The 26,454-nt window shown below is 66.8% G+C and carries 31 protein-coding genes; 11 read left to right on the top strand and 20 right to left on the bottom strand.

What is annotated here, in order from left to right; genetic code table 11:
• Positions 1-135 precede the first annotated feature (135 nt).
• Entirely contained in the window at positions 136-612 is a 477-nt protein-coding gene (locus ACFFGH_RS26005; protein WP_386673791.1) for a hypothetical protein, read from the top strand.
• A 416-nt stretch (positions 613-1,028) separates the two neighbouring features.
• On the opposite strand, the gene ACFFGH_RS26000 is transcribed toward ACFFGH_RS26005, so the two are convergent.
• The 7 genes from ACFFGH_RS26000 to ACFFGH_RS25970 all read right to left on the bottom strand — a co-directional run bounded on the left by ACFFGH_RS26000 (position 1,029) and on the right by ACFFGH_RS25970 (position 6,340).
• Positions 1,029-1,592 (bottom strand): hypothetical protein, encoded by a 564-nt coding sequence (locus ACFFGH_RS26000; RefSeq protein WP_386673789.1) that lies wholly within the window; start codon positions 1,590-1,592, stop codon positions 1,029-1,031.
• A gap of 137 nt (positions 1,593-1,729) precedes the next feature.
• Positions 1,730-3,025, bottom strand: coding sequence for an ABC transporter permease (locus ACFFGH_RS25995; protein WP_386673787.1), 1,296 nt, complete (start codon positions 3,023-3,025; stop codon positions 1,730-1,732).
• A 4-nt stretch (positions 3,026-3,029) separates the two neighbouring features.
• Positions 3,030-3,746 (bottom strand): ABC transporter ATP-binding protein, encoded by a 717-nt coding sequence (locus ACFFGH_RS25990; protein WP_386673785.1) that lies wholly within the window; start codon positions 3,744-3,746, stop codon positions 3,030-3,032.
• On the bottom strand, positions 3,743-4,744 hold the full coding sequence (locus ACFFGH_RS25985) for an NAD(P)-dependent alcohol dehydrogenase (protein ID WP_386673783.1): 1,002 nt from the start codon (positions 4,742-4,744) through the stop codon (positions 3,743-3,745). Before ACFFGH_RS25985 ends, ACFFGH_RS25990 begins: the two co-directional genes overlap by 4 nt.
• Before the next feature lie 5 nt (positions 4,745-4,749).
• Positions 4,750-4,902 carry an ATP-binding cassette domain-containing protein gene (locus ACFFGH_RS25980; protein ID WP_386673781.1) on the bottom strand — a complete coding sequence of 51 codons (153 nt, stop codon included), beginning with the start codon at positions 4,900-4,902 and terminating at the stop codon, positions 4,750-4,752.
• Positions 4,899-5,651 (bottom strand): DUF4386 domain-containing protein, encoded by a 753-nt coding sequence (locus tag ACFFGH_RS25975; protein WP_386673779.1) that lies wholly within the window; start codon positions 5,649-5,651, stop codon positions 4,899-4,901. Before ACFFGH_RS25975 ends, ACFFGH_RS25980 begins: the two co-directional genes overlap by 4 nt.
• 164 nt (positions 5,652-5,815) lie before the next feature.
• Positions 5,816-6,340 carry a DUF6326 family protein gene (locus tag ACFFGH_RS25970; RefSeq protein WP_386673777.1) on the bottom strand — a complete coding sequence of 175 codons (525 nt, stop codon included), beginning with the start codon at positions 6,338-6,340 and terminating at the stop codon, positions 5,816-5,818.
• Between the two features lie 92 nt (positions 6,341-6,432).
• Between ACFFGH_RS25970 and ACFFGH_RS25965 the strand changes: the two genes are divergently transcribed.
• On the top strand, positions 6,433-6,936 hold the full coding sequence (locus ACFFGH_RS25965) for a TetR/AcrR family transcriptional regulator C-terminal domain-containing protein (RefSeq protein ID WP_386673775.1): 504 nt from the start codon (positions 6,433-6,435) through the stop codon (positions 6,934-6,936).
• A gap of 99 nt (positions 6,937-7,035) precedes the next feature.
• Here ACFFGH_RS25965 and ACFFGH_RS25960 read toward each other — a convergent pair whose 3' ends face one another.
• Positions 7,036-7,746, bottom strand: a complete 711-nt coding sequence (locus ACFFGH_RS25960; RefSeq protein ID WP_386673773.1) for a hypothetical protein — start codon at positions 7,744-7,746, stop codon at positions 7,036-7,038.
• 143 nt (positions 7,747-7,889) lie between these two features.
• Here ACFFGH_RS25960 and ACFFGH_RS25955 point away from each other — a divergent pair, with 143 nt between their 5' ends.
• The 3 genes from ACFFGH_RS25955 to ACFFGH_RS25945 all read left to right on the top strand — a co-directional run bounded on the left by ACFFGH_RS25955 (position 7,890) and on the right by ACFFGH_RS25945 (position 9,834).
• Positions 7,890-8,576, top strand: coding sequence for a TetR/AcrR family transcriptional regulator C-terminal domain-containing protein (locus ACFFGH_RS25955; protein WP_386673771.1), 687 nt, complete (start codon positions 7,890-7,892; stop codon positions 8,574-8,576).
• Positions 8,577-9,151: 575 nt separating this feature from the next.
• A complete protein-coding gene (locus tag ACFFGH_RS25950; RefSeq protein ID WP_386673769.1) occupies positions 9,152-9,556 on the top strand; it encodes a VOC family protein in 405 nt (134 codons plus the stop codon).
• Positions 9,553-9,834, top strand: coding sequence for a winged helix-turn-helix transcriptional regulator (locus tag ACFFGH_RS25945; protein WP_135130485.1), 282 nt, complete (start codon positions 9,553-9,555; stop codon positions 9,832-9,834). The genes ACFFGH_RS25950 and ACFFGH_RS25945 overlap by 4 nt, the downstream gene beginning before the upstream one ends.
• Before the next feature lie 238 nt (positions 9,835-10,072).
• On the opposite strand, the gene ACFFGH_RS25940 is transcribed toward ACFFGH_RS25945, so the two are convergent.
• Entirely contained in the window at positions 10,073-10,357 is a 285-nt protein-coding gene (locus ACFFGH_RS25940) for a DUF8817 family protein (RefSeq protein WP_512700305.1), read from the bottom strand.
• 170 nt (positions 10,358-10,527) lie between these two features.
• On the opposite strand from ACFFGH_RS25940, the gene ACFFGH_RS25935 reads away from it, so the two are divergent.
• The 3 genes from ACFFGH_RS25935 (at position 10,528) to ACFFGH_RS25925 (ending at position 12,031) form a co-directional block, all read left to right on the top strand.
• Complete coding sequence (locus tag ACFFGH_RS25935) at positions 10,528-10,953, top strand: MerR family transcriptional regulator (RefSeq protein WP_386673765.1); 426 nt, start codon at positions 10,528-10,530, stop codon at positions 10,951-10,953.
• Positions 10,950-11,288: a hypothetical protein gene (locus ACFFGH_RS25930; RefSeq protein ID WP_386673763.1), complete on the top strand. Its 339-nt coding sequence runs from the start codon at positions 10,950-10,952 to the stop codon at positions 11,286-11,288. The genes ACFFGH_RS25935 and ACFFGH_RS25930 overlap by 4 nt, the downstream gene beginning before the upstream one ends.
• 185 nt (positions 11,289-11,473) lie before the next feature.
• Positions 11,474-12,031 (top strand): hypothetical protein, encoded by a 558-nt coding sequence (locus tag ACFFGH_RS25925; protein ID WP_386673761.1) that lies wholly within the window; start codon positions 11,474-11,476, stop codon positions 12,029-12,031.
• 80 nt (positions 12,032-12,111) lie between these two features.
• Here ACFFGH_RS25925 and ACFFGH_RS25920 read toward each other — a convergent pair whose 3' ends face one another.
• The 3 genes from ACFFGH_RS25920 to ACFFGH_RS25910 are packed head-to-tail and all read right to left on the bottom strand — an operon-like array spanning position 12,112 to position 14,265.
• Positions 12,112-12,672, bottom strand: a complete 561-nt coding sequence (locus ACFFGH_RS25920; RefSeq protein WP_386673759.1) for a dihydrofolate reductase family protein — start codon at positions 12,670-12,672, stop codon at positions 12,112-12,114.
• A 1-nt stretch (position 12,673) separates the two neighbouring features.
• Positions 12,674-13,489, bottom strand: a complete 816-nt coding sequence (locus tag ACFFGH_RS25915) for an alpha/beta fold hydrolase (protein ID WP_386673757.1) — start codon at positions 13,487-13,489, stop codon at positions 12,674-12,676.
• A 53-nt stretch (positions 13,490-13,542) separates the two neighbouring features.
• Positions 13,543-14,265, bottom strand: a complete 723-nt coding sequence (locus ACFFGH_RS25910) for an AraC family transcriptional regulator (RefSeq protein WP_386673755.1) — start codon at positions 14,263-14,265, stop codon at positions 13,543-13,545.
• 513 nt (positions 14,266-14,778) lie between these two features.
• Here ACFFGH_RS25910 and ACFFGH_RS25905 point away from each other — a divergent pair.
• Positions 14,779-17,970 (top strand): protein kinase domain-containing protein, encoded by a 3,192-nt coding sequence (locus tag ACFFGH_RS25905; protein ID WP_386673753.1) that lies wholly within the window; start codon positions 14,779-14,781, stop codon positions 17,968-17,970.
• A 537-nt stretch (positions 17,971-18,507) separates the two neighbouring features.
• On the opposite strand, the gene ACFFGH_RS25900 is transcribed toward ACFFGH_RS25905, so the two are convergent.
• The 3 genes from ACFFGH_RS25900 to ACFFGH_RS25890 all read right to left on the bottom strand — a co-directional run bounded on the left by ACFFGH_RS25900 (position 18,508) and on the right by ACFFGH_RS25890 (position 21,796).
• On the bottom strand, positions 18,508-19,338 hold the full coding sequence (locus tag ACFFGH_RS25900; protein ID WP_386673750.1) for a hypothetical protein: 831 nt from the start codon (positions 19,336-19,338) through the stop codon (positions 18,508-18,510).
• Positions 19,339-19,385: 47 nt separating this feature from the next.
• Positions 19,386-20,303, bottom strand: coding sequence for an ABC transporter ATP-binding protein (locus ACFFGH_RS25895; RefSeq protein WP_386673748.1), 918 nt, complete (start codon positions 20,301-20,303; stop codon positions 19,386-19,388).
• A gap of 521 nt (positions 20,304-20,824) precedes the next feature.
• Positions 20,825-21,796, bottom strand: a complete 972-nt coding sequence (locus ACFFGH_RS25890) for a CPBP family intramembrane glutamic endopeptidase (RefSeq protein WP_386673746.1) — start codon at positions 21,794-21,796, stop codon at positions 20,825-20,827.
• 242 nt (positions 21,797-22,038) lie between these two features.
• On the opposite strand from ACFFGH_RS25890, the gene ACFFGH_RS25885 reads away from it, so the two are divergent.
• A complete protein-coding gene (locus tag ACFFGH_RS25885) occupies positions 22,039-22,437 on the top strand; it encodes a MerR family transcriptional regulator (RefSeq protein WP_386673744.1) in 399 nt (132 codons plus the stop codon).
• Between the two features lie 10 nt (positions 22,438-22,447).
• Here ACFFGH_RS25885 and ACFFGH_RS25880 read toward each other — a convergent pair whose 3' ends face one another.
• From ACFFGH_RS25880 to ACFFGH_RS25860, 5 genes are all read right to left on the bottom strand, one after another.
• On the bottom strand, positions 22,448-23,698 hold the full coding sequence (locus tag ACFFGH_RS25880; protein WP_386673742.1) for an MFS transporter: 1,251 nt from the start codon (positions 23,696-23,698) through the stop codon (positions 22,448-22,450).
• 93 nt (positions 23,699-23,791) lie between these two features.
• Positions 23,792-24,796: a zinc-binding dehydrogenase gene (locus tag ACFFGH_RS25875; RefSeq protein ID WP_386673740.1), complete on the bottom strand. Its 1,005-nt coding sequence runs from the start codon at positions 24,794-24,796 to the stop codon at positions 23,792-23,794.
• A 58-nt stretch (positions 24,797-24,854) separates the two neighbouring features.
• A complete protein-coding gene (locus ACFFGH_RS25870) occupies positions 24,855-25,406 on the bottom strand; it encodes an SRPBCC domain-containing protein (protein WP_386673738.1) in 552 nt (183 codons plus the stop codon).
• The gene (locus ACFFGH_RS25865) at positions 25,330-25,695 is read right to left on the bottom strand and encodes an ArsR/SmtB family transcription factor (protein ID WP_386673736.1); all 366 of its coding nucleotides are present in this window, start codon (positions 25,693-25,695) and stop codon (positions 25,330-25,332) included. Before ACFFGH_RS25865 ends, ACFFGH_RS25870 begins: the two co-directional genes overlap by 77 nt.
• Before the next feature lie 132 nt (positions 25,696-25,827).
• Positions 25,828-26,013: a hypothetical protein gene (locus ACFFGH_RS25860; protein ID WP_386673976.1), complete on the bottom strand. Its 186-nt coding sequence runs from the start codon at positions 26,011-26,013 to the stop codon at positions 25,828-25,830.
• Positions 26,014-26,019: 6 nt separating this feature from the next.
• On the opposite strand from ACFFGH_RS25860, the gene ACFFGH_RS25855 reads away from it, so the two are divergent.
• Positions 26,020-26,427 carry a GNAT family N-acetyltransferase gene (locus ACFFGH_RS25855; RefSeq protein ID WP_386673972.1) on the top strand — a complete coding sequence of 136 codons (408 nt, stop codon included), beginning with the start codon at positions 26,020-26,022 and terminating at the stop codon, positions 26,425-26,427.
• The last annotated feature ends 27 nt before the right edge of the window (positions 26,428-26,454 follow it).

Below are 26,454 nucleotides of genomic sequence, written 5' to 3'. Positions count from 1 at the left end.
AATCGCCGAGGGCTGAAACGTACCGAGACAGAACGCGCTCGTCCATTGAGGGCAGATCGGAGCTACGCGGAGATGTGGTTGTCAGCAGTCGAGATCGATCGGCGCCTTCGACTCGTTGTGGAGGGCGCCGATCAGGTGTTCCTCGTCGAACCGTTGTCCGCGAAGCGGGGAAGGGCACTCACGTGGTCCTTCATCGAGCTTGCGGCTGGGTTCACGGGGACAAGCACTTCGGAGGAGTTGTTCGCCGAGGCGATCGGAGCAGCGAACTACGCCCTGATCACCGGCGAACACGTTCAGGAGTTCGATGAGGGTGGCCGCTACATCCGCACGTGGATGTCGGAGACTCTCATGGTGGAACCTCCGGGAGATATTCCGCCGGCTGCGCCTGGCCAGCGTCTCCGCGTGATCGCCTCACCCTGGGAGGACATCGGTCTTCGCGCGGAGGAGGTGGAAGCGCTCTGCCTTTCTGCTTTCTACTGGCAGAGCGTCGGGGGATTGAAGGCGGTTGACAGCTACTTGGAGGCCGGTGCCGGCAGGGCCGGGACTGTTGCCGCTCTGCAGGTCCTGCTCGGCGAGCTCAGCCCTCCCGTCGCGACTCGCCTCGGCGGCTGATGCGCCATAGCGATCGAACGGTAGGCACTACAGACGCCGGCTCGTCGATGCTGTTTGAGCGGTCGAAGGACGGGGAGGACCGCGCAGAGTCGTGCTCTCAGAGCCAGCCGCGTTCCCGTGCGTGGCGAGCCGCGAGGTGAGGCGAGTGAGTGCCTCCTCTTCTGCATCGCTGAGGACAGATAGTTGCGGACGGTCCCCGACGCCAGGTACAGCGTCGAAGCGATTTCGGATACGGACCTGTCCTCCTCGGTCAGCCGCAAGGGCATCCAGCTCGCGCTCCGGGCACGACAGCTATTTCGGGTCGCCAGACGAGCGTGACCAGCATCGTGGCTGGCGCGTCGTTGATCCTGTCGTTGGTGTGCTGGTCGGTCTCGACGAGGCGGTCCGGTGTTGAGGCAGCGCGGCCCCGCGAAACTCTATGGAGCCAAGAGCAGCAGAGGGGCCATAGCGGTCGCCTCTTGGCTCGCTTGGCCACGCAGGAGCAGTTCGAGTCCACGCCAGCCCGCTGGACTCTGCCAGCGATAGGCCGCCAGGGCAAGAGCTTCCACTTCCTCCTCCCGAAGGTTGAGGCCGTCCCACGGCGCCGGGATGATGCGGATGCGTTCTCCCGCAGCCGGGGCCGGCACGGCCTCTGCGGGCTCGATCATGCGAGCGCCTGGCAACCAGGTGTGCACGTAGTTTCCGAGCTCACCGAACTCCTGAACGTGGTCTCCAGTGATGAGTGCATAGTTTCCTGGACCAAGGGCCTCAGCGAACACCTGGCTCCGTCTGCCCGGCTCGTCGTGGCTCCCGAGTTGCAGAAGCGTGCGCGCGAGCGCTTGCCCGCGCTTCGCCGGCAGCGGCGGTACCAGGAACGACTCACCGCTTCCTGTCAGGGTCAGCCGGAGGTGGCGGCCTTGCATCGCTGCGGTGATGGGCGTCGGCCGGCTATCGCGTTTGGTCCGGCGCTGTGTGCGCTTGGCTTGCTTCACGGTTCGCATGTTTTTCGTCCTTTCAGTCTCCGGTCAGCGCTGCACCGCGGCTGATCGCTTGAAGCCCGTGCGGAGCAGCCAGATGGTGAAGGGAACTCGGGGACGATAGAGGGTGTCGTGACGATGGCCAGCCGTTCTCATGACAGCTACTCGTACCTGAGCGCGGTGATCGGGTTCTGGCGCGCTGCGCGCCGGGCTGGGATCGTTCCGGCCAGGAAGGCGATCCCCATCACCAGGAGCACGACTGCGAGCATGGGGATGGGTGCGAAGATCAGTACTTCGAGCCCCTCGAGGTCGGCAATCACCGTTTCGGCGAGAATCACGTTCGCGACGGCTCCGACGCCCATCGCACCGAGTGCACCGATCACGCTGCCGAGGAAGCCGATGAAGACCGCCTCAACGCTGAACAGCGTGTAAATCCGGCCGCCGCCCATCCCCATCGCTTTCATGAGCCCGATCTCGCGAGTGCGCTCCTGCACACTCATCAGCAGCGTGTTGATGATGCCGAACCCGGCTGCGATCAGCGCGATCACGGCGAAGGCGTTCAGCACACCGATGATGCCGCCGATGACAGCCCGCAAGATGCCGATCTGGTCGGCAGCCGTCATAGCGTCGTAGCCGAGTTCCGCCAGATCCGCTTTCAGCGCGCTGACCGCTTCTTCGCCGATGCGCGGATCGAATCGCGCAGTGGCGGAGAAGAAGCCGACTTCGGTATCCGCGGGACTGCCGATGGCTTGTGCCTCCCGCAGCGCGTCGGAGAGCGTTTGGTTGAGCCCAATCCCACTGTCGAACAGCGTCTCGTTCTGCACGCCGGAGATGATTGCCTCGAATTCGTGGATCTCGCCCCTGTGGTCGGCAATGCCAATGCTCACGGGCTGCCCGACGGCCGACTTCGCGTCGGCAAATCCGAGGCTCTCGAGGTAAGCGGTTGTGAGCAGAACATGATTGCCGTCTTCGGGCATCGGGGAGCCTGCGGCCAGATCCGGAGTGATCATCTGGATGCTGGGATTGATGTCCAGCTCATACTTGCCGGTGCTGTCGTGCTCGATATACAGCGGAGCGAGATGGAGGATCGGATGAACTTCCAGTACGCCATCCACACCGGCAACGGCGTCCACATCCGCAACTGTCATGATGCCGCTCGCGAACTCCGACCCGTCACCTTCGAACCGTCCGCCGACCACAGCGGACTCCGGATCGTATGGGGCCGGCCCCGACTGCGAACCGGGAGCCTCATCCGAAGCTTTTGTGATCGACAGCGCGTCGGATGCCGCAACGGAGGAGATCTGGTTGTCGATGTAGGTGGAGATGCCGGTTCCGATGGCGCTGGTGATGGTGAGGGTGAAGGCGCCGATGAAGATGGCCGTGACGGTAAGGGCGGTGCGAGTTTTGCTGCGGAAGGTGTTGCCGATGGCAGCTCGGGTGATGTCAAGGGGATTCATGCGGCTACTCCTGGGTGTCGAGGGAGCGCACAGCGCGTCCGTCGCGGATGAAGAGCTGGCGGTCGCATCGCGCCGCCAGTTCGGGGTCGTGGGTGACGATCACCAAGGTGATGCCGTGGTCGCGGTTGAGGGTGAAGAGGATGTTCTCGACCAGGGCACCGGTCACCGTGTCGAGGTTGCCGGTGGGTTCGTCGGCGAAGATGACCTTCGGGTTGTTCACCAGGGCGCGGGCGATGACGACTCGTTGTTTTTGTCCGCCGGAGAGGGCGACTGCCTTGTTCTTGGCTTTGTCCGCCATTTCGAGTTGTTCGAGCACTGCCATGCCGCGGGTCTTGCGTTCCCGGGCCCCAACACCGGCGATCTTCAGGGGCAGCACCACATTGTCGAGCACGGTGGCGTTGGGGGTGAGGAAGAACTGTTGGAACACGAACCCGAAGTCCTGGTTGCGTAACCGATTCAGCTGCCGCACCGACAACTCATCGGCGTTGGTGTTGCCGACCATCAGGGTGCCCTCATCCGGTTGGTCCAACAACGCAAGCAGGTGCATCAGGGTCGACTTGCCCGACCCGCTCTTTCCCACGATCGCGATCGACTCCCCGGCATGCACCGACAGCGACACACCAGCCAACGCGTCGAAGCGGGCGGTGCCCTTGCCGTAGGACTTGCGGATGTCGCGGGCCGCGAGCACGGGCGGGGTGAGACTTGTGGCGGTGGTGTTCACTGGTGCTGCTCCTTGGTGGTGTTCAGGCTGGGAACGGTGATGGTGATCTTTCCCCTGGGGTGCTCCTCAACGAAGGAGCGGATCGCCTCAGGCGTCTGAGCGAGCGGGTAGCTGCGGTCGACCGGCGGCGTGATGGTGCCGGCCTCGATGAGCTCGCGAAGCACCTCGAGGTCGGCGCCGCTCGCGACCGCGGTGAGGGGTCGAAGGTGCTGGGTCACGAGCATGCCCAGCAGCATCGCTGCGAGCATGCGTCGGATCGGGCCGAGCACGCGTCCCCCGTTTCCCGACGCCAGCACCAGTGTTCCGCGACGAGTGAGGGCCCGCCTGCACTCGGCCAGCGATCGGTTGCCGACGAGGTCGAATATCACGTCGTAGCGACACTCGCCCGTCGCGAAGTTCTCACGCGTGTAGTCGATGGCATGGTCTGCGCCCAACGACCGCACGAACTCGAGATTTGCGGTGCTGCAGACGCCGGTCACTTCGGCTCCGTAAGCCTTGGCCAGCTGCACGGCGAAGGAGCCGACTCCGCCGGACGCTCCGTTGATGAGCACCGTGTCGCCCGGCTTGATCTTCGCGACATCCCGCACGCCCTGCAGCGCCGTTGTTGCGGCGATCGGCACGGCAGCCGCCTCGCCGAAGCTGATTCGCGAGGGTTTGTGAGCGAGGCGCTTCGCGTGGGCGACGGTGTATTCGGCGAAGCTGCCGGCCTCCACCTCTGCATACACCTCGTCGCCCACGCTGAAGCGGCGCACGTTGTCGCCCACAGCCTCGATCACACCGGCCACATCCCTGCCCCGCGTAGTGACTTTTGGCCGCCGCAGGCCGAACGCCAACCTCGCAACGAAGGGTTCACCCTGGATGAGCAGCCAATCGGCCGCGTTGATGGATGCTCCCTGAACCCGGATGAGGACCTCGTCCTTCGCCGGTACGGGCCGGGCAACAGCCTCGTATTCGAGAGTGTCAAGTCCGCCGTAGCGGTGTTGGGTTATCGCCTTCATCGCTCTCAGCGAGCCTCGGGGTAGAGCCCGTTGACCGGCTCGTCCAGGATGAGCGTTCTGGGGTCGCCTGGGAGGGCGGCGGCGATGCCCAGGCGCTGGCCCATGCCGAGGGAGAACCCTCCGACGCGCTTGGTCGCGACCCCGGCCCGGCGAGTCATCGCGATGACTCGCCGACCGGGACCCTCGGAAGCTCGTCATCCGGCCCCTGGGGCCGTTCCGGCATCCCCTTGATCAGCAGATAGCCGATCAACCAAACCTCCCCGGGGACGACGGCTAGCGGCAGCACACCAGCGAGACCGGAGGCATCAGGCGCGAGGACGCTCACGAAGGTGCTCAGAACGCCTCCGACGCCCCCGACGACAAGGATCCATCCGAGTACGCGGGGCATTCCGGAGCGCACAGTGAGCCATCCCATCGGGATGAGCCACAGCCCGAACAACAGGCCCGCCGCAGTCCACGTCCCGGCGTTGAGGTCGTACAGTGTGAGGGCCTCGCTCGCCGACGTCGGCCCGCCACGTAGGGCCACCTGGAGCGCCGTCGCTGAGAACGCGGCGGCCATGAGCACGACCGCGCAATTCAACAGCCCGAACGCCGTAATCGAGGCTGCGCCGACGGAGTTCACGCGCCGGAAGACGACGAAGAACCCGATCGCCGCCAGAGCCTGAGCGAGCACCGTGACGAGGTCCAGGGAGATGCCGAGTCGGGCGAGCCCCTCATGGGCCACGAAGTTGGCCGCGGTCCGCATGGCGTCGTCCGGCACGTAGAGCGGCTGCCGAATCAGGAGGAAGCCGACGGTGCCCGCGACGAAGAGCACCAGGTAGGCCAGAGCGGTCAGGCGCGCCCAACGCCGCAGGGTCGTCATGAGATCGCCCTTGTCTGGCGCGGTGTGGGATTGAGACGTTTTCATTGCGATGCTCCCTGGCTTGACTGGGTGGGTGTGCTGGTTCTGGTCATGGTGAACCTCTCGGGGATGGGATGGGATGGGATGGGACGCTGCGCAACAGCGAACGCTGAGACAGGTCACCGTGCTCGCGGGTGGCGCGAGCGAAGGATGGTCGGGCGCGTGGGTAGTTACGCCTGCTGCGGCGTGCGGTGTGCCTCTCTGTCGAGGTCGGCTGCCATGGTCGCCGGTGATGCGGTGCGGCTTGGCCAGGTCCAGGCGGAGCGCAGGATGAAGGCCACGATCAGCACCTCGACTCCGATGGTGAGGGCGTAGTAGAAGCCATAGCCCGAGGGCGCCCCCACAAAGTTGAGGATCAGGAGGGGGCTGTACAGGGACGCAACGACGAGGTTCGTGACGCGGTTCACACGGGCGGGCAGCGTCATGGAGAGCATGATCATCAGGGTCGGGATCGCGATGATCACGAAGAAAATGGACATGAGATTCCCGCTGATGTCGAGCCCAAAGATGACGCCATTGCGGATGTCATCGATTTCGCCGGGCTGGTAGAGGTGGAAGTAGTCGATGTAGATGATGAAGAACATGAGGCTCGTCCATGCGGCGGCGAGCTTGGCCTGCACTGGCATGCGCCGATCGTCCAGCGTGCTCTGGGACGGCGGGTTCTCCAGCGGGGTGTGGGCTTGAGGCGTTCTCATCACAATGCTCCTTGGCTTGATTTGTGAGATCCGGACCTTACGGTCGTAAGGGCGCGCCGCAAGCCTAGCCTTACGCCCGTAAGTGCGCAAGGATGCGAGCCGGCCGGGCGCGATCGGCATGGTCGGTGCTCACCGCTCATCCGTGGGCGCTCGGGATGATGGAATCGCGCCCCAACCCCGGCCCCGCGCTGCTGCAGCACCACGACCGGCTGCTCGGCGTGCTGATGACCGAGGGCTTCAGCGTCGCGCTCGCAACACACGCGTTCGGCGGTCGACGCCTACGCGTACGGGTTCGCGCTGACCGAGACGAGCCTGCCGTTCGAACCGCGAGGAGGCATTCGCCGTCAAGGTCGGCGTCGGCGGAGCTGTATCCGCACATCGCGCACTCGCGCGCCGAACTCAGCGCCGCGCCGCTGACCGTGTCGAGCACGTGTGGATGGCGCATCGCCGCTCGCTTCGCGACCGGACCGCCGTTCAGCGCGTGGAGGTCGATGCGTTGCCCGGTCGGCTGTGCGAGCGCGCACCAGCCGTATGCCGGTCGCAAGCAGCCACACGAGCCAGGCGGCTCACATGCGCCGCCAGCGCAGCGCCGATGAAAGCGGTGCCGAGCGCCTGGCAGCGCCAGCGCGAACGCTGCTTACGCAGCTGCCAGGCGAGCTCGAACGTCGGGTTCGGCTCGGCGAGCTCGACGGCGGTCAGCTGCGCGAGAGCCGGAGCCAGCGGATGCCTGCGACCAGGTGGAAGACCAGCGCGCCGAGGATGCTGGCGGCGATCAGCGTGGACGTCGAGGTGGTCGCGACGACGACGACGACGGAGGCCATGCCTGCGGTGCCGACGACGACCGCGCCCCAGCCCAGGATCGGGCTCAGGCCGCGGAGCAGCGCGATCCCGAACAGCATGATTGCCGCGGGCAGCAGCAGAGCGCCGGAGGCCAGCAAGGAGTCCTGGACGCCCTGCGCGGCCTGCCAGGTCAGTACTACGACCGACCGTTCGGCCTCGGCGGCCTGCTGGTAGGCCTGCGACATCGTCGCGGTGGCGACGTTGAGCAGGGCGTTGGCTGCGAGCACGGCTGCGCCGAGGGTGCCGACGGTTCGAGCGGCGGCGGACAGCACCGGTTCGGTGACGCGCAGCAATCCGTGCAGCAGCTCGTAATGCACGGCCCACAGCACGATGGCGGCGAGGTAGACCAGGTTCTCCGCCGCCCGAGCGTACTGGATCTCGGGGAAGCGGAGCAGGCTCTCGGGGGCGGAGGGGTCCGGTAGGCCAAGCACCCCGACGAACACGAATGTGGCCACCATGAGCAGACTGCCGACGGTGCCGGTGAGGCCGGCACCTCGCAGCAGTCGACGGTCGACGGGCCCGAGCGGACTCAGGGGGTTGGCCGGGACGATCGTTTGGTTGGTCATGGTTCTTCTTTCGAGCGGAGCGGTCCGCCCGCCGGAATGGCGGCCGGTCTGGGCGTGCATACGTACGGGTTGGTTTCGCCTTACGGTAGTAAGGACGCCGCGCAAGCCTAGCCTTACGCCCGTAAGTGCGCAAGGATGGGAGCATGACGCGGCGCACACCACTGAGCAGGGAAACGATCATCGCCGCGGCCGCCGCCGTCGCCGACCGCGCAGGTGTCGCCGCCGTGAGCATGCGCAGTGTCGCGAAGGAGCTCGGCGTTGAGGCGATGTCGCTCTACCATCACGTCCCAAGCAAGGACGCGCTGCTCGACGACCTCGCCGACTGGGTATTCGAGAGGATCGAGCTGCCCGAGGTCGGCGATACCTGGCGGGAGGCGCTGACCCGCCGGGCACGATCGGCACGGTCGGTGCTCACTGCTCATCCGTGGGCGCTCGGGATGATGGAATCGCGCCCCAACCCCGGCCCAGCGCTGCTGCAGCACCACGACCGGCTGCTCGGCGTGCTGATGACCGACGGCTTCAGCGCGGCGCTTGCAACGCATGCGTTCTCGGCGATCGACGCCTACGTGTACGGGTTCGCGCTGACCGAGACGAGCCTGCCGTTCGAACCGGGGGACGGCGCCGAGGAGGCATTCGCAGTCAAGGTCGCGGCGTCGGCGGAGCTGTATCCGCACATCGCGCGCTCGCGCGCCGAACTGTTCGGCGATGGCGGTTACGCGTTCGCGGACGAGTTCGACTACGGGTTGGAGCTGCTGCTGGAGGGCCTGGAGCGTCGGGTCGCCGACGAGAGACCCGCGCTACGCGAGCGGGTGACACATCCCGACGGCTGACGCAATTCAAACGGACGATCGAACGGACCTGCGGCCGTATCCCGAGCTGACCGCGGCGGGCGCGGGTCGGGGCGGAATGACCGTGGCCGACCGCTGGCCGGCTCGTAGCAGTTCTCCGCGCGTGGTGCCGAAATGGGTGCCGATAGCAGCACCGGTCATCGAGATCTGCACGCAACAACACGGGCTACCTGTAAATTGCCCGCGTCAAGATCCGCACAACTACGCGGATCTTCTGGCGTATCACGTAGCCGACCGTGCACTTGAGCCGATTCAGTTGTTCTAGGTTCGAGTCCTGGTACCCCAGCTTTCGCTGATAGAGCGTTCTGCCCGCGCCCGCCACGCCTGAGCCACTCAACGGCGCGACTGTTGAATAACCGCAATCGATTCTCGGATCTATCGGCGTTCGCATTCTCTTGCGTCTCGGGCTCCAGCGCGGTCAACTCGGTCACGAGTGGTGGCTCTATGACTCGGGCGGCCTCCGCCTTCCACAGTCTGTTGAGGTCAGCAATCCGACGAGAGCCGGAGCCCACGGCCGGGACTTGACGTCACACTTGCATTTTGCAAGTGTTAACGGCATGAGCCTTTTCATCACCTGCCCGGTCGAGAGCGTCGAGCGCGCGACCGCCTTCTATACCGCCCTCGGCTGGACCCTCAACGCGGAGATGTCCGATCACAATGTGTCGTGCTTCGCGATCGCGCCCGAGCAGTACGTCATGCTCGGCAGTCGCGAGATGTACGCGAGCGTCGGCGGCCTCGAGGACCTGGTCGGCGGACCCAACACGCCCTCGAAGGTCACAGTCTCGTTCGACCTTGGCAGCCGCGAAGCGGTCGACGAGCTCGCCGAGCGCGCGGGCGCCGCCGGCGGGCGGATCGGTGACACCGACGACTACCCCTTCATGTACCAGCGCCAGTTCGACGACCCCGACGGCTACCACTACTCGCCGTTCTGGATGAAGCCGGACGCCGATCCGACCACGTGAGCGACCTCGCCGCGGCCCTCGACATCGTCGGAGCACGGTGGGCCCTGCTCGTCGTGGAGCGGCTGCTCGACGGGCCGCAGCGCTACGGCGATCTGCAGCGCGACCTCGGAGTGCCGACGAACATGCTCGCGACCCGCCTGCGCGAGCTCGAGGCGGCCGGCGTACTGACCCGTCTGCCCCTCCGGCACAACACCCGGGCCTACGCGCTGACCGATCGCGGGCTTGCCTTGCGCGAGGCGATCGTCGCGCTCGGACGCTGGGGCGCCGAGGAGGCCTAGATCCGAATCAGATCAGACTCGATCATCACGGCCCAGCAGCGGCCATCGTGTTCACTCGTCCGGCGTACCTCATCGCGTGGGCGCGGTCGTACCTACCGTGCAAGGGCGCCGGGTGGATCTCGAACTCGTCGAGAATCGACGCTTCGTGGTAGCAACCGCCTATTCCCGCTACCGCTTGAGGCGCTAGAAGATCGCCTCACCCGCTACCGTCAGCGCGCGCTCTGCCTCCACGCCGAGTTCACGTTCGGCGACAGCGCGCTCGCGGCCGCGAGGTCGGGACGCTGTTTGCTCCGGTTCGTACTTTGAGCTCCGCGCGGTAGAGCAGCGCCTCGAACACTTCGATCGGCGGCGCGACGGGGTCGCGGAGAAGTCCCGCGTCGAGGACCGCTATCGCCTGGGCGTCGTCGCCGCGAGCATCCCCTTGCCGTGCGGCGACGTCGATCACCCGGCCCAGCCGGATCGTCGTTCCGTCGCTTCGTCCTCGGACGAGCCCCCGATAGAAGCGAAGCCAGTAGCAAGCCACACTGCACGTGCGCTTCGCCCCGACTTCGGTGGAAGCTTGAGATGCATCTATGAGCTCGAAGGAGGGCTCATCGTCGCAGTCGTCAGCGCGCCCCCACTTTATGGTGGGCGGGGTTGACCCTGTGCTCGGAACCGGGCCTTCAATGAGGTGCACGAGGAGGGACTCCAGACATGGCGTGGAGCACACGAGAGATCGCGGATCTCGCGGGGACGACCGTGAACACCGTCCGCCACTACCACGTGGGCCTGCTCGAGGAACCCGATCGAATGTCCAACGGGTACAAGCAGTACCAGGTGCGGCACCTGGTCCGGCTCCTGCAGATCCGCCGCCTGCGGGACCTTGGGGTGCCCGTCGACCAGATCGAGCAGGTCGGGTTCAGCGGCGACACCCCTACCGCTGCGCTGACCGCGATCGACGCTGACCTGGCGAAGAGCATCGAGCGGCTCCAGCGTGCTCGCGCCGAGATCAAGGCGATCCTGCTCGGCTCCTCCGTGACCGACGTGCCCTCAGGTTTCGAGGGGGTCGCGTCGAAGCTGGGCACGCCAGAGCGGTCACTCATCTCGTTCATTCCCAGCTGTACGACGAGGAGGCGATGACCGACGTCCGTGACATGATCGAGTCCGAGCCGGATGAAGTCGGCGCGGCGTTCGACGCCTTGGCGCCCGACGCGGACGAACTCACCCGCCAGCGGGTGGCCGAGCTGTACGCACCCACCGTCGCCAAGCTGCTGACCGACTACCCCTGGCTGAGCGATCAGACCGGTCACGCCTCGAAGAGCCCGAAAGTGACGCAGGACACGGTCGCGGAGTCGGTGGCTGCGCTCTACAACCCCGCGCAGCTCGACGTGATCGTCCGCGCGAGCCGGATAGCGCATGAGCAGATGCGACAGCTCGACGCGGACCCGGCGGGCGACGACCCCGCGTCCGGATGAGCAGCGACGATCCGTTGCGGGTCCCAGTCTTCTCGCGCTTCCGCTGGTAGGCGGTCACGCGATCCTAGGGCACGTCGAACCGGTCGACGAAGCGATTTTCAAGAGCGCTTGACCCTGTGGCGAGCACATGGTTTTCAATGCATCGGTACGGAAGTAAACATCGAATCGAAGAGAGAAAACTGAACATGTCCACCCCCTACGAAGGCCTCCAGGACTTCGTCACCCAACTGCCCGAACTCGTCCAGCCCCTCCTCATCGCCGGTTTGGGGATGATTCCCTACGTGGAGGGCGAAGGCTCGGCCGCGATCGGCATCATCGTCGGCATCAATCCCATCGTGGCGGCGCTGGCCGGCGCTGCGGGCAACATCATCAGCGTCCTCGCCGTGGTCCTGTTCAGCTCGCGCGCTCGCGAGTCGGTGGTCGCACGGCGCGCGCACGCAGCCCGCGGCGGCACCCTCACGATCGACGCGGCCGACCGGCCGTCGGGCGGCGAAAGCGCCGGCACGCCGACCCGCCGGTCGAAGGGCCGCGAGCGTCTGCGTGGCTGGATGGTGCGATTCGGCGTTCCGGTGACGAGCATCCTGGCACCCCTGGCCCTCCCCACGCAGCTGACCGCCGCGTTCTTCGTCGCCTCCGGAGTCAAGAAGGAGTGGGTCATCCTCTGGCAGATCGTCGCGATCGTTCTATGGACCGGTCTGATCGCGGCCGCCGCGCTTGGCGTGGTCACCCTGCTCGGCCGGTGACGCGTTAGGCGGGTCGCCACGGGCTGACGAAACCGAAGGCCCGGGCTTGGCTACGCAAGCCCGGGCCTTCGTCACGGCTGTCACCTCCGCTTGTAGATGGTGACAAGTGTGCTGTCGCCGTAGACCGTGGCTTCGGCCAGCGTCCACGCTGTCTTGTCCGGTGTCTGTGCCCAGAGAGTGCGGCCGTGCCCGAGGATGACGGGCGACGCCATGAGGTGGATCTCCTCGACCAGGTCGTGAGCGAGCAAACCCTGGGCGAGCTGGATGCTGCCAGCGACGGAGATCTCGCCGTCGATCTCCTGCTTCAGGCGCGTCACGTCCTCGACCAGGTCGCCGTTCAGCACGGTCGTGTTCGTCCAGTCCGGGTCGGTGAGCGTGCGGGAGACGACGTACTTCGGCATGCTGTTGTACTTGTCGGCGAGTTCGCCTTCGTACTTCGGCCATGCCCGGGCGAATCCCTCGTAGGTCTTGCGGCCCAGCAGGAGCGCGGCCGACGCGAGCGCCTCCTGTTCTTTGAACGTTTCGCCTTCGGGCCCGCGATCGAACTCGAAGGTCCAGTTCGGGTATTTGAACTCCTCTCCGCCGGGTGCCTCCACGACGCCGTCGAGGGAGATGAACTCGGTCAGCACAATCTTTCCCATGTCAGTTCTCCCTGATGAATTCGCGCAGCGCGGCAGCGAGGATGTCGGGCGTGGTGCTGTGCTCCTGTCCGGGCACGGGCTTGAGCGTGGCGGTGGGCAGGTGGGCGGCGATGGCGCGGCTGCCGGCGGCCATGGCCGGCCAGGTGTCGATGCCGTGCATGACGAGGACCGGGACGTCGATGTCGTCCCAGAGGTCGGCGCGGAGGGGGGTGCCCGACAGGGCGTCGCCGACCTGGCGGCCGTCATAGGCGATCGTGGGTGCGATCGCCTCCAGCCCCGGCCACCAGTCCTCCTCCCGCATCCCCTCCACCATCTCCTCCGGCATCATCACTGCTGCGGTCATGAACAGGGCGACTGCATCACCGGGACGGCCGTCGGCGACAGCGGCCTCGAGACGTTCGACGTAATCCGCCGGCAGCGGGGGACGCGCATCGTCGACGGCCGCGTTGGGCTCGAACAGCGCGATCCGCGCGATCGGGACACCGTTCTGGGCGGCGTTGAGGGCGAGGTTCCCGCCGGACGACCAGCCGAAGACCGTCGCCGGGCGCCCATGGCCCGCGTGCTCGATGACCGCGGCCAGATCATCGAACTCGCGCTCGACCGCGTACGGCGCGGTGTCGCCGCTCTCGCCGCGACCGCGACGGTCGTAGTTGATCACGAGGAAATCGCCGGCGAGCAGTTCTGCCGTCTGCGCGTTCTCAGGCGTGGTGGTGCGATGGGCGGTCGCGCCGTCGATGATGACGATCGGGTCGCCGTCACCCCACGCGGTGTAGGCGATGGTGGTGCCGTCGCCCGATGTAACGGTGCCTTCAGGCATGTCATTTCTCCTCATGTCGCTTTCGCGGTGCCGATCACCGCGACGAGACGACGCTATGGAGCCGCCGTGCCCTCGGGCTTGTACAGAAGCGACAGGGGAGCGTCGGCATCGTCGCGCTGCCGCAACTGCGTCGCGGTGCGGCCGATGAACCGCTGCAACGACCGGGCCAGGTGAGGCTGGTCGTAGTAGCCGAGGCGGTGCACGACGTCGAGCGGCGAGGCCCCCTCGCGCAGCAGCAGCGCTGCCTCCCGGGCCCGTTGGATCTGCCGGATCGCACCCTGAGTGAGTCCGGTCGCGGCGGCGACCCGGCGCTGCACCGACCGCGACCCGACTCGCGCGATGCCACCCCAGACCACGTCGTCCACCAAAGGGTCGCGGACGAGGATCCCGGCGCGCACGAGCTTGGCCACCAGCAGCTCCGCATCGTCCAGCCCGGGGATCTCCCACCGCTCGCCCCGCAACACGAAGGTGCGCTCGGTGACATACGGGCTCTCGAGCGCGCCATCGACCAGTTCGGCGACGGGCAGGTGCGGCATGGACGTGCCGTGGGCGAACGTGATCCCGAACGACTCCGCGTCACCCGCGATATCGACGGTGGAGGCCGCGGTCTCCGGGCCGCGCACCGCGGCGCGGACGGAAGAGTCCTCCTCCCAGAACACCAGCTCCCACGTCGACGTCGCGACCGAGGTCATCCTCTCCACGCCGGACGTGCGGCCGCGCCACACACGCTCCACATACGGCGAGTCAGAGCCGCGGTCGGCACTGTCAATCGGCATCCCGCACCTTTCCAGCGACGTGAGCGCCATCTCCTTGACAATACGAGGCGCTCCGGTACGGCGTCCTCCGCATGCTGGCGTTCACGGGGTCCAAGTCGGCCCTTGACGGTGGTTGGGTCCGTTCGCCCCTGCAGCCGCCCCGGTCCCCGTCGGAGCTGTAGGAGCCAAACCCATCGAGGCTTGAGAATACGCCGAAGGTGCAGGGAGCCGTCAGGGTGTGGGCCTCGGAGGTGAGCGATCGGACGGATGACACTGCGCGACACTACGGACGGCCATGCTCGCGCACAGGTGCCGCAGGTCACCGTTCTGACCCGTGACGTCCGATCCGGTCGGACGCCGTGGCGCTGCATGGAGTCGACTTGGGGACACGAGCGGAAGCGAACTCAACGAACTCGTTGTCATTCCGCCCTTGTCGCGGGACCATTGGGCCGTGGCCTTCATCTCCCGGGATGTCGCCAGACCCGGGAATCTCCGATTTGCTCTCCGACGAGGCGTTGAGGCGGTGCGGAGCCGATGAGGCCGGGCCGCGGCGTCCTCCTGGGTGACCGCTACTCGCTCTCGAACCGGGTAGCGATCGGCGGCATGGGGGAGGTGTGGGAGGCGTCCGACCTCGTCATCGGCCGCACCGTCGCCGTGAAGATCCTCAAGGACGAATACGCCGGCGCTCCGGGCTTCCTGGAACGCTTCCGCGCGGAGGCCCGCAACGCCGCAATGGTGAATCATGCAGGAATCGCCACCGTGTACGACTACGGCGAGCAGGAGAACACCGCGTACCTCGTCATGGAGCTCGTGCCAGGAGAGGCGCTGTCGGCGATCCTCAGGCGGGGGTCCCCACTCGCCGCGGAGCGCGTGCTCGACATCGTCGCACAGACCGCGGCGGCGCTGCAGGCGGCGCACGCAGCCGGCCTCGTGCACCGTGACATCAAGCCCGAGAACCTGCTCATCACGCCGGAGGGGCGGGTGAAGATCACCGATTTCGGGATCGCTCGCCTCGCGGATCAAGTGCCGCTCACCGACGCCGGCCAGGTCATGGGGACGGTGCAGTACGTGTCACCGGAGCAGGTGAGCGGCGGCCCTGCGACCCCGGCGACGGACATCTACTCGCTTGGCATCGTCGCCTACGAGGCTCTCGCCGGACGGCGCCCGTTCACCGGCGAATCCCAAGCTGCGATAGCGCTGGCACAGTTGACCGCGGCACCGCCGCAGTTGCCCGCACACGTGCCGGAGCCGGTGCGGGATCTGGTGCTTGCATGCATGGCGAAGAGCCCGGCGGACCGCCCCGCTATGGCAGGGGATCTCGCGGGCGCAGCACACGCTCTCCTCCGCGGGGAAGCCGCACCCTCGCGTGCGTATAACGAGGCGCACGCGCAGGTTGCGGAGGACAGTGCTCTGCCATTCGGTGATCACCTGCGCTCACTCCGGAAGGCGAAGGGCTTCACCCAGGAGGAGCTCGCCGAGCGGGCCGGAATGACGGCGAATGGGATCAGCGCGCTCGAGCGGGGCACACGGACGCGGCCATATCCCCACACGATTCGCGTTCTTTCCCAGGCTCTTGGGCTCACTCCCGCCGAACATGCCGCATTTCTCGCGGCTGCCCACGACGAGAGCGCTCATGAGGTCGAGCGACGACCGTCACACGCAGTTATGCCGGTCCCGGCTACGCCGCTGATCGGGCGCCAGCGGGAGCTAGGCGAGCTGGCGTCGCTGGTCCGCCGTGCCGACGTGCGACTCATCACACTCACGGGTCCGGGGGGAGTGGGAAAGACCAGATTGGCGGTGGCGGCTGCCGACCAAGCAGCCGCCTCGTACCCCGATGGCGTCGTGTTCGTTCCGCTTGCTCCACTCAATGACGCAGCGATGATTCTTCCCACGGTCGCAGCCAGCTTGAACATCAACAACGCGGGCGTGGAGGTGACTGCGTCCAGCATCGCCGAACGATTGCGGCCGAAGCAGATGCTTCTCGTGCTCGACAACTTCGAGCACCTGATCGAAGCAGCATCCGCAGTTGCAGAGATAGCGGACAGTTGCCCAACCCTGACGATGCTTGTGACCAGCAGAGCAAGTCTGCGGCTGCGGAGCGAGGCTGAGTTTCCGGTTCATCCGCTCGCGCTGCCGAAGTCGACCCGTGACCCTACTGCTGAAGAGGTGGAAGCCTCGGCGGCCGGCGCGCTGTTCGCGGAGCGGGCTCGGTCGGTGCAGGCCGGTTTCGCCTTGTCACCAGCGTCGGCGGCCGCAGTGGCCTCGATCTGCTGGAGGATGGGTGGCCTTCCGCTTGCCATCGAGTTGGCGGCAACCAAGATCAAGGCCTTCCCTCCGACCGAACTGCTTCAGCATCTGGACGCTGCGTTAACCGAGGGCTGGGCCCGGGACTTGCCGGACCGGCAGCGGACCCTCCAAGCAACTCTTGACTGGAGCTACCGGCTGCTGAGCCCGATGGCACAGATCGCGCTTCGGCGGCTCTCCGTGTTCAGGGGAGGCGCCACGCTGAGCGGGTCTGTGGCAGTGCTGGCCCGCGTGATGGGCGAAGAGCGCGTCCTCAGCGCTCTTCAAGAGCTTGTGGAGCATTCGCTGTTTTCGTTGCACGCCGGCTCAGGACCCGTTCGCTACACCATGTTGCCGCCCGTGGAGGGATATGCGCGGGAGCGCTTGCGGGCTGAATCCGAGGAGAGCGCCGCAAGCGAAGCGCATGCGTCCTACTTTCTGGAAGGGGCACAGCAACACCCTCACCAGGCGCCTGCAGAACGCGACGGGAACGGGTCGGAAGAGGATGAATGGGTGAACGGCAATATTCACTCAGCGATCGAGTGGGCCCTGGCATCAGATGCCGGCGAGACAGCGGTGGAGCTTGCTTGGGCCTCGTGGTTGATCTGGTGGATGCGAGGGTATGCCGGCCAGGGGCGCACGTGGATGGAGGCAGCGCTGCAGTTGGACCTGCCGCATCCGGCTCGCACCAGAGCGCTTCTCGTTCGCGCCAGCATGTGCTTCGCCCAGCGCGACCTCGCCCCGGCGGAACGCTCATGGGCAGAAGCGCTGAAGTCCGCGCGCCGCGATTCCGACGTTGTGGGAGAGGCATACGCACTTGCCGGGCTGGGCATCCACGCGTTGGAGAACGACCCGGTTGGCGCCGCCGCACGCCTGCACCGTGCGATCAAGCTCGCCGAGTCAGCGGACGACGACCAGCTCAAGTTCATGGCGACGATCTGGCTCGGCACCACCCTCAGGCTGAGCGGTGGGGCTGCGATACCCGTCTTCGAGAAGCTCGTGGCTTCGGCAAGGGTCAGAGGCGATCGACTCATGATGACCGCTGGATTGTTCAACATCGCGCAGCATGCGATCGAGCAGGCGAACCCGGACGCTGCGGAGAAGGCCTTGGTGGAAAGCGTTGAGTCCTCAGCCGAAGCTGGCGACGATGCAAGTTCGGCCTACGCGCTGGACCTGCTCGCGGTCGTTCACTGTCAGCTGCGGAACTGGCGCACCAGCGCCATGCTGATGGCTGCCGCCGCAAGCGCGCGCGCCTCAGCTGAGGAGAGCCGAAGCTTTTACCGACCGGACGTGGCGTTACTCGAGCAGAGCAGGGAAACGGTGGAAGCGGCGCTTGGGGCCGATGCATTCAGAGAAGCGTGGCGGGACGGCGCGGCCATGGACCCCCGCTCGGCGCTGCAGTCGCCTCCCGATCAATCTCAGCCGGGCCGGTCCCGCGGCTGACCGCTGATCTGGTGCCGTGCGACCGCTGTGCGAGTTGCGTCTGTAGACCACCGGAGCCAGGGCAGCCATCCTTGCCCGAGACGCAAGTTCATAGACCGAAGAAAACCGGCCACCATGACACGGCAGCCGATCTTCTGGCACCGGGATCAGGATTCCCGGTATCCACACCATGGCGAGAACACTTGCTCGGCAAGGTGAGTGGGACCGCGACCGGCGGGGCATTCACCACTGTCGAGTTGGCGGCAACGAGTGGGTGGCACCGACCGGCTTACGTTCACCACCACGCTGACGAATGCTTCTACGTGGTGGACGGGCGCTTCAGCGTCCTCCTAGATGACATTGAGCGCCCACTCGAGCTGGATCCGGGATCGCGTCTCTTCGTGCCCCGAGGGTGCCTTCGGCGGATCCGGGCGACGACGATCGCCCGGGCGACTATCGACGGTGGGAGCCGCATCCCCAGCAGCAGAGATGGCAAGCACGGCAGCCGCCGGGAAAGAGGCAGTTGCTCTTCCCGGCGGCTTCCCATGGAATGGGGGACTAGACGTCCCTTTTCTTCCATGACGTCGCGGCGACTGCGGTGGAGACGGCCGCCCAACCGGCCATTATCAGCAGGCCGGTGAGCACCGTGCTCCAGCCGACCGCGTCGGCGGGCTGGAAGAGAAGCATGGCGGCGGAGCTGGGCATGGCTTGCTGCAAGGTCCCGCCGATCACCGGCAGCATCCCGAGGATGCCGGGTGCCACCAGGAGCAGTGCGAGCACCGAGCCGACCGCGGCGGCAGTGTTCGAGAACAGCGAGGCGATCGCGGTTGCGATGACGGAGAGCAGGCCGAGAGACACCGCGCCGCCCAGCACGACCTGCAGGCCGCTGACGGTCCAGAGAGAGTCACCCATTCCGATGCCGGCGAGCGCCGGCTGGGCGATCAGCAGTGCGGCGGCCGCGATGGTCAGCCCGATTCCGAACCCGAGAACTGCGCTCAGCGACAGCTTCGCCAAGATCACTGGGGTGCGCCGCGGAACCGCCGCCAGCGTCACGTTCGCGAGCCCGGAGGCTCGCTCGCCGCTGACAAGCAGCACGCCGAGCACCGCGACGAGCGCCTGCACGGTCACGTACGCGTATCCGAGTGCCTGCAGCATCGGCCGCTCGCCGAGGTTCTCGAAGATGACCGCGCGCGGGTCCTCGCCCGTGGTCGAGGTGACGGTTGTGATGAGCGGGACCGTAGCGGCGTACAGGGCGGCGCCGACGATGGTCAGCCCGGCGATCCACACCGGTGGCCGAACGGTGCGCGCCTTGATCCATTCGGAGCGGAACACGCCGCTGAAGCGGATCCGCGGCTCGGCTGAGCGGGTGTCGATTGTCGCAGATGGCATGGGATGGTTTCCTTCTCTTTCGCTTCGGATAGGTCTTGCTTGTCGAGTCAGGAGGTAGTCGGCGCGCTCGCGCGGTACTGGACCGACGACTCGGTGAGAGACAGGTACGCGTCCTCGAGGGAGGTGGCGTGGGTGGTGAGCGCGTGCACACGGGCGCCGATCCGGGCTGCGACATCCGCTATGGCGGGGGCGTCCATTCCGCTCACCTCGAGACGGTCCGTGGTCACCGCGGTGACCGTGACACCGTGCGCAAGCAGGGCGGCGGTGAGGGCCGATGCGTGCGGGGTCCGCACCGCGACGCGTGACTGATCCGTCGCGGCCATAATGTCCGCGAGCGGAGCATCGGCGATCAGCCGCCCGCGGCCGATGACGATCAGGTGGTCAGCGGTGAGCGACATCTCGGTCATCAAGTGCGACGAGAGGAACACCGTCCGCCCTTCGCTGGCGAGCTGCTTGAGCAGGTTCCGCACCCAGATCACCCCGTCCGGGTCGAGGCCATTGATCGGCTCGTCGAGGACGACCGTCTGCGGATCGCCGAGCAGCGCCGCGGCGATCCCGAGTCGCTGCCGCATGCCGAGCGAGAACTTCCCGGCCCGACGCCTCGCCACCTCCTGGATCCCGGCAAGTTCCAGCACCTCATCCACGCGCCGGCGTCCGATGCCGTGAGTTGCGGCGATCGCGGACAGGTGCGCCCGCGCGGACCGGCCCGGCTGGAGGTTGCCGGCGTCGAGCAGCACGCCCAGCTCCCTGAGCGGAGCCGCGTGCTGTTGCAGCCGCGTGCCGTTCACGGTGGTGGTGCCGGAGGTGGGGCGGTCCAGCCCCACGACAGCGCGCAGCGTTGTCGTCTTGCCGGCGCCGTTCGGCCCGAGAAACCCGGTGACGACACCAGGGCGGACGGTGAACGTCACGTCGTCGACGGCTGCGGTGTCGCCGAATCGCTTGGTCAGGTTCTGTACTTCGATCATGTCGGTTGCCCTTGTCTTTCGTGGTCGGGATTTTGGCGATGTCGATGACTCGAAGGTACGAATTCGCGGGAACGCGCGGATCGGAGCGCCGTACCGAACTTCGGGAGAACCTCATGCCCCGGTCCTAGTTCCCCGGTACTTCCGCGGTGTGCCGGCGGGGCGGAGGCTGCGGCGAAAGCCACCGGGAGCGGAATGCCGGCCCGGAGAGCTGGCGTGCTGACCTCCGGCCGTCCTGGCTCGAGTCATGCGCTGCAACCGGAGCCAAGCGTCCGGGTTGACGCCTACTGCGTTCATTGATCTGCGCCTTCCTGCGTTGTCATGTCCTGCGTTGTCATGTCCGTCACGGCAGCGAGCTGGCTCGCCGCGACGAGGGCGGCGGTGCGTGCCGGCAGGGCCGCGGATCTCCAGCTCGCCAGGGGTGATGCGCAGGGACGCGCCCATTCGCAGAAGGGCCGGCACCAGCGTTGCGGTATCCGTTGTGGTCAGGCGGACGATGGGCCTGTCGGCTTCCAGCAGCTCGATCATCTGGGTTCACCCGTTCGGCTTGGGGGAGTGGTCCTATGTGCAGTGGCGGATTGTGCTGGTATTGCGGCGGGGTTCTCGGCGTGATCGTCGTGCGAGGGTGCAACGCCGAGCCGTCCCCGGGTGAGGACGGCGACGACCGTCATCAGCACCCCCCACGTCAGCGCCGAGATGAGGTAGTAGACGGGGATCGTCGGTCCGCCGGTGGAACCCTCCAGAAGTCGCATCACGAGCTCCGCAGTGGCGTTCTGGGCACCGTGGAGCAGCATGACGATGAGGACGCTGCGGGTGGAGTTGTACGCCCAGGCCAGGACGAAACCGTTGACCACAGTCGCCAGCAGATGCGTGAGTGTCTCGGGCACGGTCTGCCCGAACAGCACGTTGGGCAGGTGCCAGCCCGCCCAGATCACCGACACCACCAGCGCGGCGACCATCGGCGAGTACCGCCGGTTCGCAATCGGCTGGGCGTAGCCGCGCCAGCCTGGCTCCTCGGCTAGTCCGGTCAGCAGTGCCACGCCAAGCAGCTGCAGCGGGAAGAACGAATACAGCAGTGGCCAGTTCTCCGTGAGCGCCGGAACCATGGCGCCCGCGTAGAAGGCGGTGACCGTGGCGAGCATGAGCAGCGGTACGCCAAGGAAGATGAAGGCGTACCAGAGCGGGTTGACCCGCCACCGGACCAGGCTGCGGGCAAGCCCGGCGAGGCCTGATCGGCCGCGGGTGACGGCGACGAGGATCACCGCGGCGATCAGCGGCCCGGCGGCCGCAACCTGGATCATCACCTCGACGAGGTTCCCGTCGGTTTCCAGGACCCCGGCGCGGGCGCCGAAGAAACCTCCGATCAGCGGCGTCCAGGTAATGCCGTAAGCCACGAGGGTGTAGGCGAGGAGCGGGTGCCGGCGGAGCCAGCCTGGTGAGTCGGCACTGCCGCGTGGGGCGAGTGCAAAGGTCGGCCGGCGGTATGGGATGGTCATGATGGATTGATCTCCTCAGTCGTGTGGGGGCGTTGCGCACCGTGAATCCCCGAAGCGCGGACGCTCGAGTCAAATGTGGCCTCGGGTACGCGAGGCGACCACGGACAGGACTGGAACACCACCCGCACACTGCGACCGGGGATCAACGAGCACGGTTCGACAGCACCACCATGGGGTGTGCAATCTCGGCGTCGGCGTTAGAATCTGACACGAATGTCAGGGTCTCTCGGAGAAGGTGCCGAATGAGAATCGGGGAGCTGTCGAGACGTACCGCGGTCAGTGAGCGTTCGCTGCGCTATTACGAGCAGCAAGGGCTGCTTGAAGCACAGCGCACGCCGGGTGGGCAGCGAGAGTACGACCTAGCCTCCGTCGACCGTGTGATCCGGATCCAGGAGCTGTTCGCCGCCGGGCTGCGCTCGCGGACCATCGCCGAGCTTTTGCCGTGCATGCGAGATGCGGACGGGGGCCCGAACGAGCACACGACTCCTCTGCTCGAACGCGAGCTGCGGGCGCAGCGCCGTCGCCTCGATCGAGCCATCGCCGAACTCACCCTCGCTCGCGACGTGCTCGACGGGGTGATCGAGGCCGCGACCGCGCCATCGCCGGACGGCTCCCGGGAACAGCGCCTCGTGCAGTACTGATCACATCCCGCTAGCTGCAGGGAACCTCTGCGATGCGGCCACTCGCGGAGACGCGGGCGGGTCTGGGGCGATGGCGAGCGGCGAGAACGAGGCCGACTGTCGCCAGTGCCGCCAGCGCCGTAGCGACAGCCGGCACAGCGGTCACGCCGGTGAAGTCGACCGTTGCGCTGCCGATCCCGGCGCCGATCGCGATGCCGAGGTTGAAGGTCACGGGGATCAGCGCACCGGCGATGGTGCGGTGCTCGGCCCCCGCGGCGCGCATGATGCGCGCTTGGACCGCGGGACCCACTCCGCCCGTCGCGGCTCCCCAGGCCGCGATGAGGAGCACATCCAGGAGCGGGTGCACGCCGAGCAGCATCAGTCCAGCCAGCGTCGTCGCCACGAGCGCGCTGATGGCGATGAGCAAGCCGTTCGGGTAACGATCGCCTGCCTGGCCGACCGCGACGACGCCCGCGGCGCTCAACATTCCGAACAGCAGGAGCAGCACCGAGGTCGGCACCAGGCTGCCGTTCGCCTCGAGCAGTGCCGCCACGAACGTGAATGCCCCGAAATGGGCGGCGAAGATGAGACCTCCGAGCGCACCGAGCATGATCAGTGGTGTCAACGGCCTGCGCTCCCCGGACGTACCGTTGCCCCCCTCCTTCCTGGCACCCCGCGGCGCGAGAACCACGCGCACCAGCACGGCCGTCAGCAACGCGAGAACAGCGAGTGCAAGGAATGGGGCCCGCCACCCCCAGACCCCGGCAGCGGTGTGTCCGAGAGGCACGGCGAGCACCGTGCCGGCCGTTGCGCCGCCGAGAACGACGGCGGTCGCACGCGTCAGGCGCTGCTCCGGCGCGATCGCGGCGGCGTGTGCGTTCACGGTCGACCACAGGAGTCCTGTTGCGCCGGCGCCGACCACCCGCGAACCGGCCGCGAGCAGGAAGTCATCGGCCACGGCGGTGACGGCGGTTGCGGAAGCCAGGGTGACCAGTGCCCAGGTGATCACCGTCCGACGATCGAACCGGGCCGTCCACCGGGCGAGCGGAAAGCTCGCCAGCACCACTGTCGCCGCCCAGATCGACACCAAGAGCCCGGCTTGGCCGACGGTGACGCCGAGGTCGTGCGAGAGGTATGGGAGAACTGCGGCGGGCAGCATCTCGGCGGTGACGGCCACGAATGTCGTTGCGGCGAGCGTGAGCAGACTCGGTAGAAGCCGGTCGGGTCGGCGGGTCGCCGTAGGAGTTGAGGCGCCCGGTGCATCGGAGGTGTGCGCATCCATGTCACGACGGTAAGACCTGACATTGATGTCAGATTCAAGCGCGGGGGACGCCCAGGGCTGCTTCAGGAGATATCGCAGGCGGCGGTGCGGCCGTCATGGCCGCAGTGCCAGCTTGCCGATCGTGGCTCGGGCTTCCAGTTCCGCCAGTACTCTCGGGCCGTCGGCCAAGTCGTGGACGCTCGGTTGCCCGGGCGGGAGGACACCAGCGGCAATGAGCGCGGACAACTCCGTCATGAGTTCGGCGAAGATCTGCGGCGAGTGCTCGATCAGCACGCCGATATGCAGGCCGATGACATGGATCTGGTGTCGGAAGTTGAGCTCCCAGTTGCTGATCGTCGCCTCGCCGCCTGCCACGCCGTAGACCACGACCCTGCCCGTGACCCGCTTCGCCGCGGTCACGCTGGCGCGGAAGGATTCGCCGCCGACCGATTCGAGTACGAGGTCGGCGCCCCGGCCGTCGGTCTGCCGGAGCACCTCCGCCGCCAGGTCCGCGCTGCCGTGGTCGAGAACGTGGTCGGCGCCAAGCGCCCGAACCGCGTCATGCTTGCCCGCCGACGCACTGGCGATCACGGTGGCGCCGAAGTGCTTCGCCAGACGTACGGCGGCTTGCCCGACGCCGCCCGCCGCGGCGTGGATCAGCACGACCTCGCCGGCGGCGATGCGGCCAAGGGTCTTCAAGGCGGCCAGTGCGGTAACCCAGTTCATGATCAGGCCCAGCGCCTGCTCATCAGTCCAGCCCGCTGGCACCGGCGCCACCCCGGCCGCGCGGAGCACCATGTACTCTGCGAAGGCGCCGTACCCCGCGCCGACGACACGATTCCCCCTTTCCAGGGCCGTCACCTCCGCACCGAGGCGGACGATCTGACCGACCGCCTCCAGCCCGGGAAGGTATGGAGCCACCGGGCCGCCACCGTAGGTGCCGTTGGACCGCATCACGTCGGCGAAGTTGACGCCCGCGGCGGTGACCTTGATCAGCACCTCGCCGAGGCCGGGTTCGGGAACAGGCGCGTCCGCGATCAGCCGCATATGGCGCGGACCGGATAGCGAGGGCTGCCACAGCGCACGCATCGTGGCAGGGATATCGGTCGCGCTGACCATGGAAGAACCGCTCATCGCACGCTTGCTCGTCTTGACGGAATCCCGAAGGGGTCCGTCGTCACCGGGTTCCCGCCCCCTCAGCGAGTCGGGCCAGCTGTGCGGTGGCGCTTCCCCACCCCTCCACGAAGCCGAGCTGCTCGTGCCGGGCCCGTGCGGTGGGGTTGCCGTGCCGCAGAAGCACGGTGTATTCGGTGCCATCCGGGTGCTCGGCGAAGGTGATCTCCGCGGTAAGTGGCACCGGATCAGGGTCCGTGGGGCGCCAGCTGCTGCTGATTGCGTTGGTGAAGACGAGGCGTTCCTCTGGTTCGGCCAGGAGGAAGCAGGCGTCCATGTGCGGCTGGAACTCGGCTCCGTCATCGCTCATGGACGTGACCAGCGCTCCGCCGGGCCGGGCTTCCAACCGATCGATTCGGGCGATGGTGGGCGCGGGGAGGAACCACTGGGCGAGCTTGTCGGGCTCCGTCCAGGCGCTCCATACGGCGGAGCGGGTGCGCGGATCACGCGCTGCAGTGTGAGATCGAGGTCGGAGTTCATCATGAGTCCTCCATGCTGCTGTTGCTGGTGCTGTTGCTGGTGCTGGTGCTGCTGTTGGTGTGCGTATCGGTGACAAGCGCCTCGAGCCGGTCTGTTTTGTCTGACCACACTTGCTGCTGTTTGGTGAGCCAGTCGTCTACAACGGCGAGACGCGCGCGCTCGAGGTGGCAGGTGCGCACCCGACCTGCCTTCACGGTGCGGATGAGTCCGTGAACTTCGAGCATGCGCACGTGCTTCATGAACGATGGCAGGGTGATCGGGAACTGCCTCGCAAGGTCACTGACACTGCACGGAGCTTGGCCTAATCGCTCGATCACCGCCCGGCGCGTCCCGTCGCTCAATGCCGCGAGAATGCCATCGAGCACCTCCGAATTGTTCCCCACCCTGGCTAAATATCCACTCACCGAACACTTAGTGCGAGGGATAACCTTCCGATCCGTCATGGGTCGCGCAGGCGGTTGCTGCCGGCCATGGAAATCTGAACAATAGTGTTCGAATTAACGCGGACCGCAAGAACTGCGGTTCGCCATTTCAAGATTCATTGAAGGATGGGCACCAGAGTGAGCAATCGCAGGCGGACGCGAATTGACGAGGAAGGTGACGTTGCATTCGACCTGGCATTCGGGAACGCGGAGCTGCTCGATGAGATCGAGCCGTTGTGGCTTGATCTGTTCGATCATCATGCTGAAGTGCAGACGACGGGACTTCCGGTCATAGATCGGAGGGAGTCTTGGCCGCGTCGCCGCAGGTTGTACGACGACATCCTCACGCGGGATGGGGCCTTCGCACTGGTGGCGCGAATGGATGGCCGTGCAGTGGGGTACGCCATCGCCGACGAGCGGCTGGGCCCCGACGATACCTGGCCGACGAGCGATCGCATTGGCGAGATCCACTCGCTGGTCGTGCTTCGAGAGGCACGCGGGCTCGGTATCGGCACGGCTCTCCTCGACGCTGCCGAGGCGCGCCTGTATGCAGACGGAGCGGCAACGGTGCTCCTCGAAGTCGTGGTCGGCAATGAATCCGCCCGGGACTTCTACGCCCGCCGCGGCATGGTGACCACCCTCACCACCATGCTGAGGATCGGACCGCGCCAATGAACCGCCTGCGGGACGCCCGCGCAACGC

Source organism: Lysobacter korlensis (genome assembly GCF_042434515.1).
This window is presented reverse-complemented; position numbering and strand designations above follow the sequence as displayed.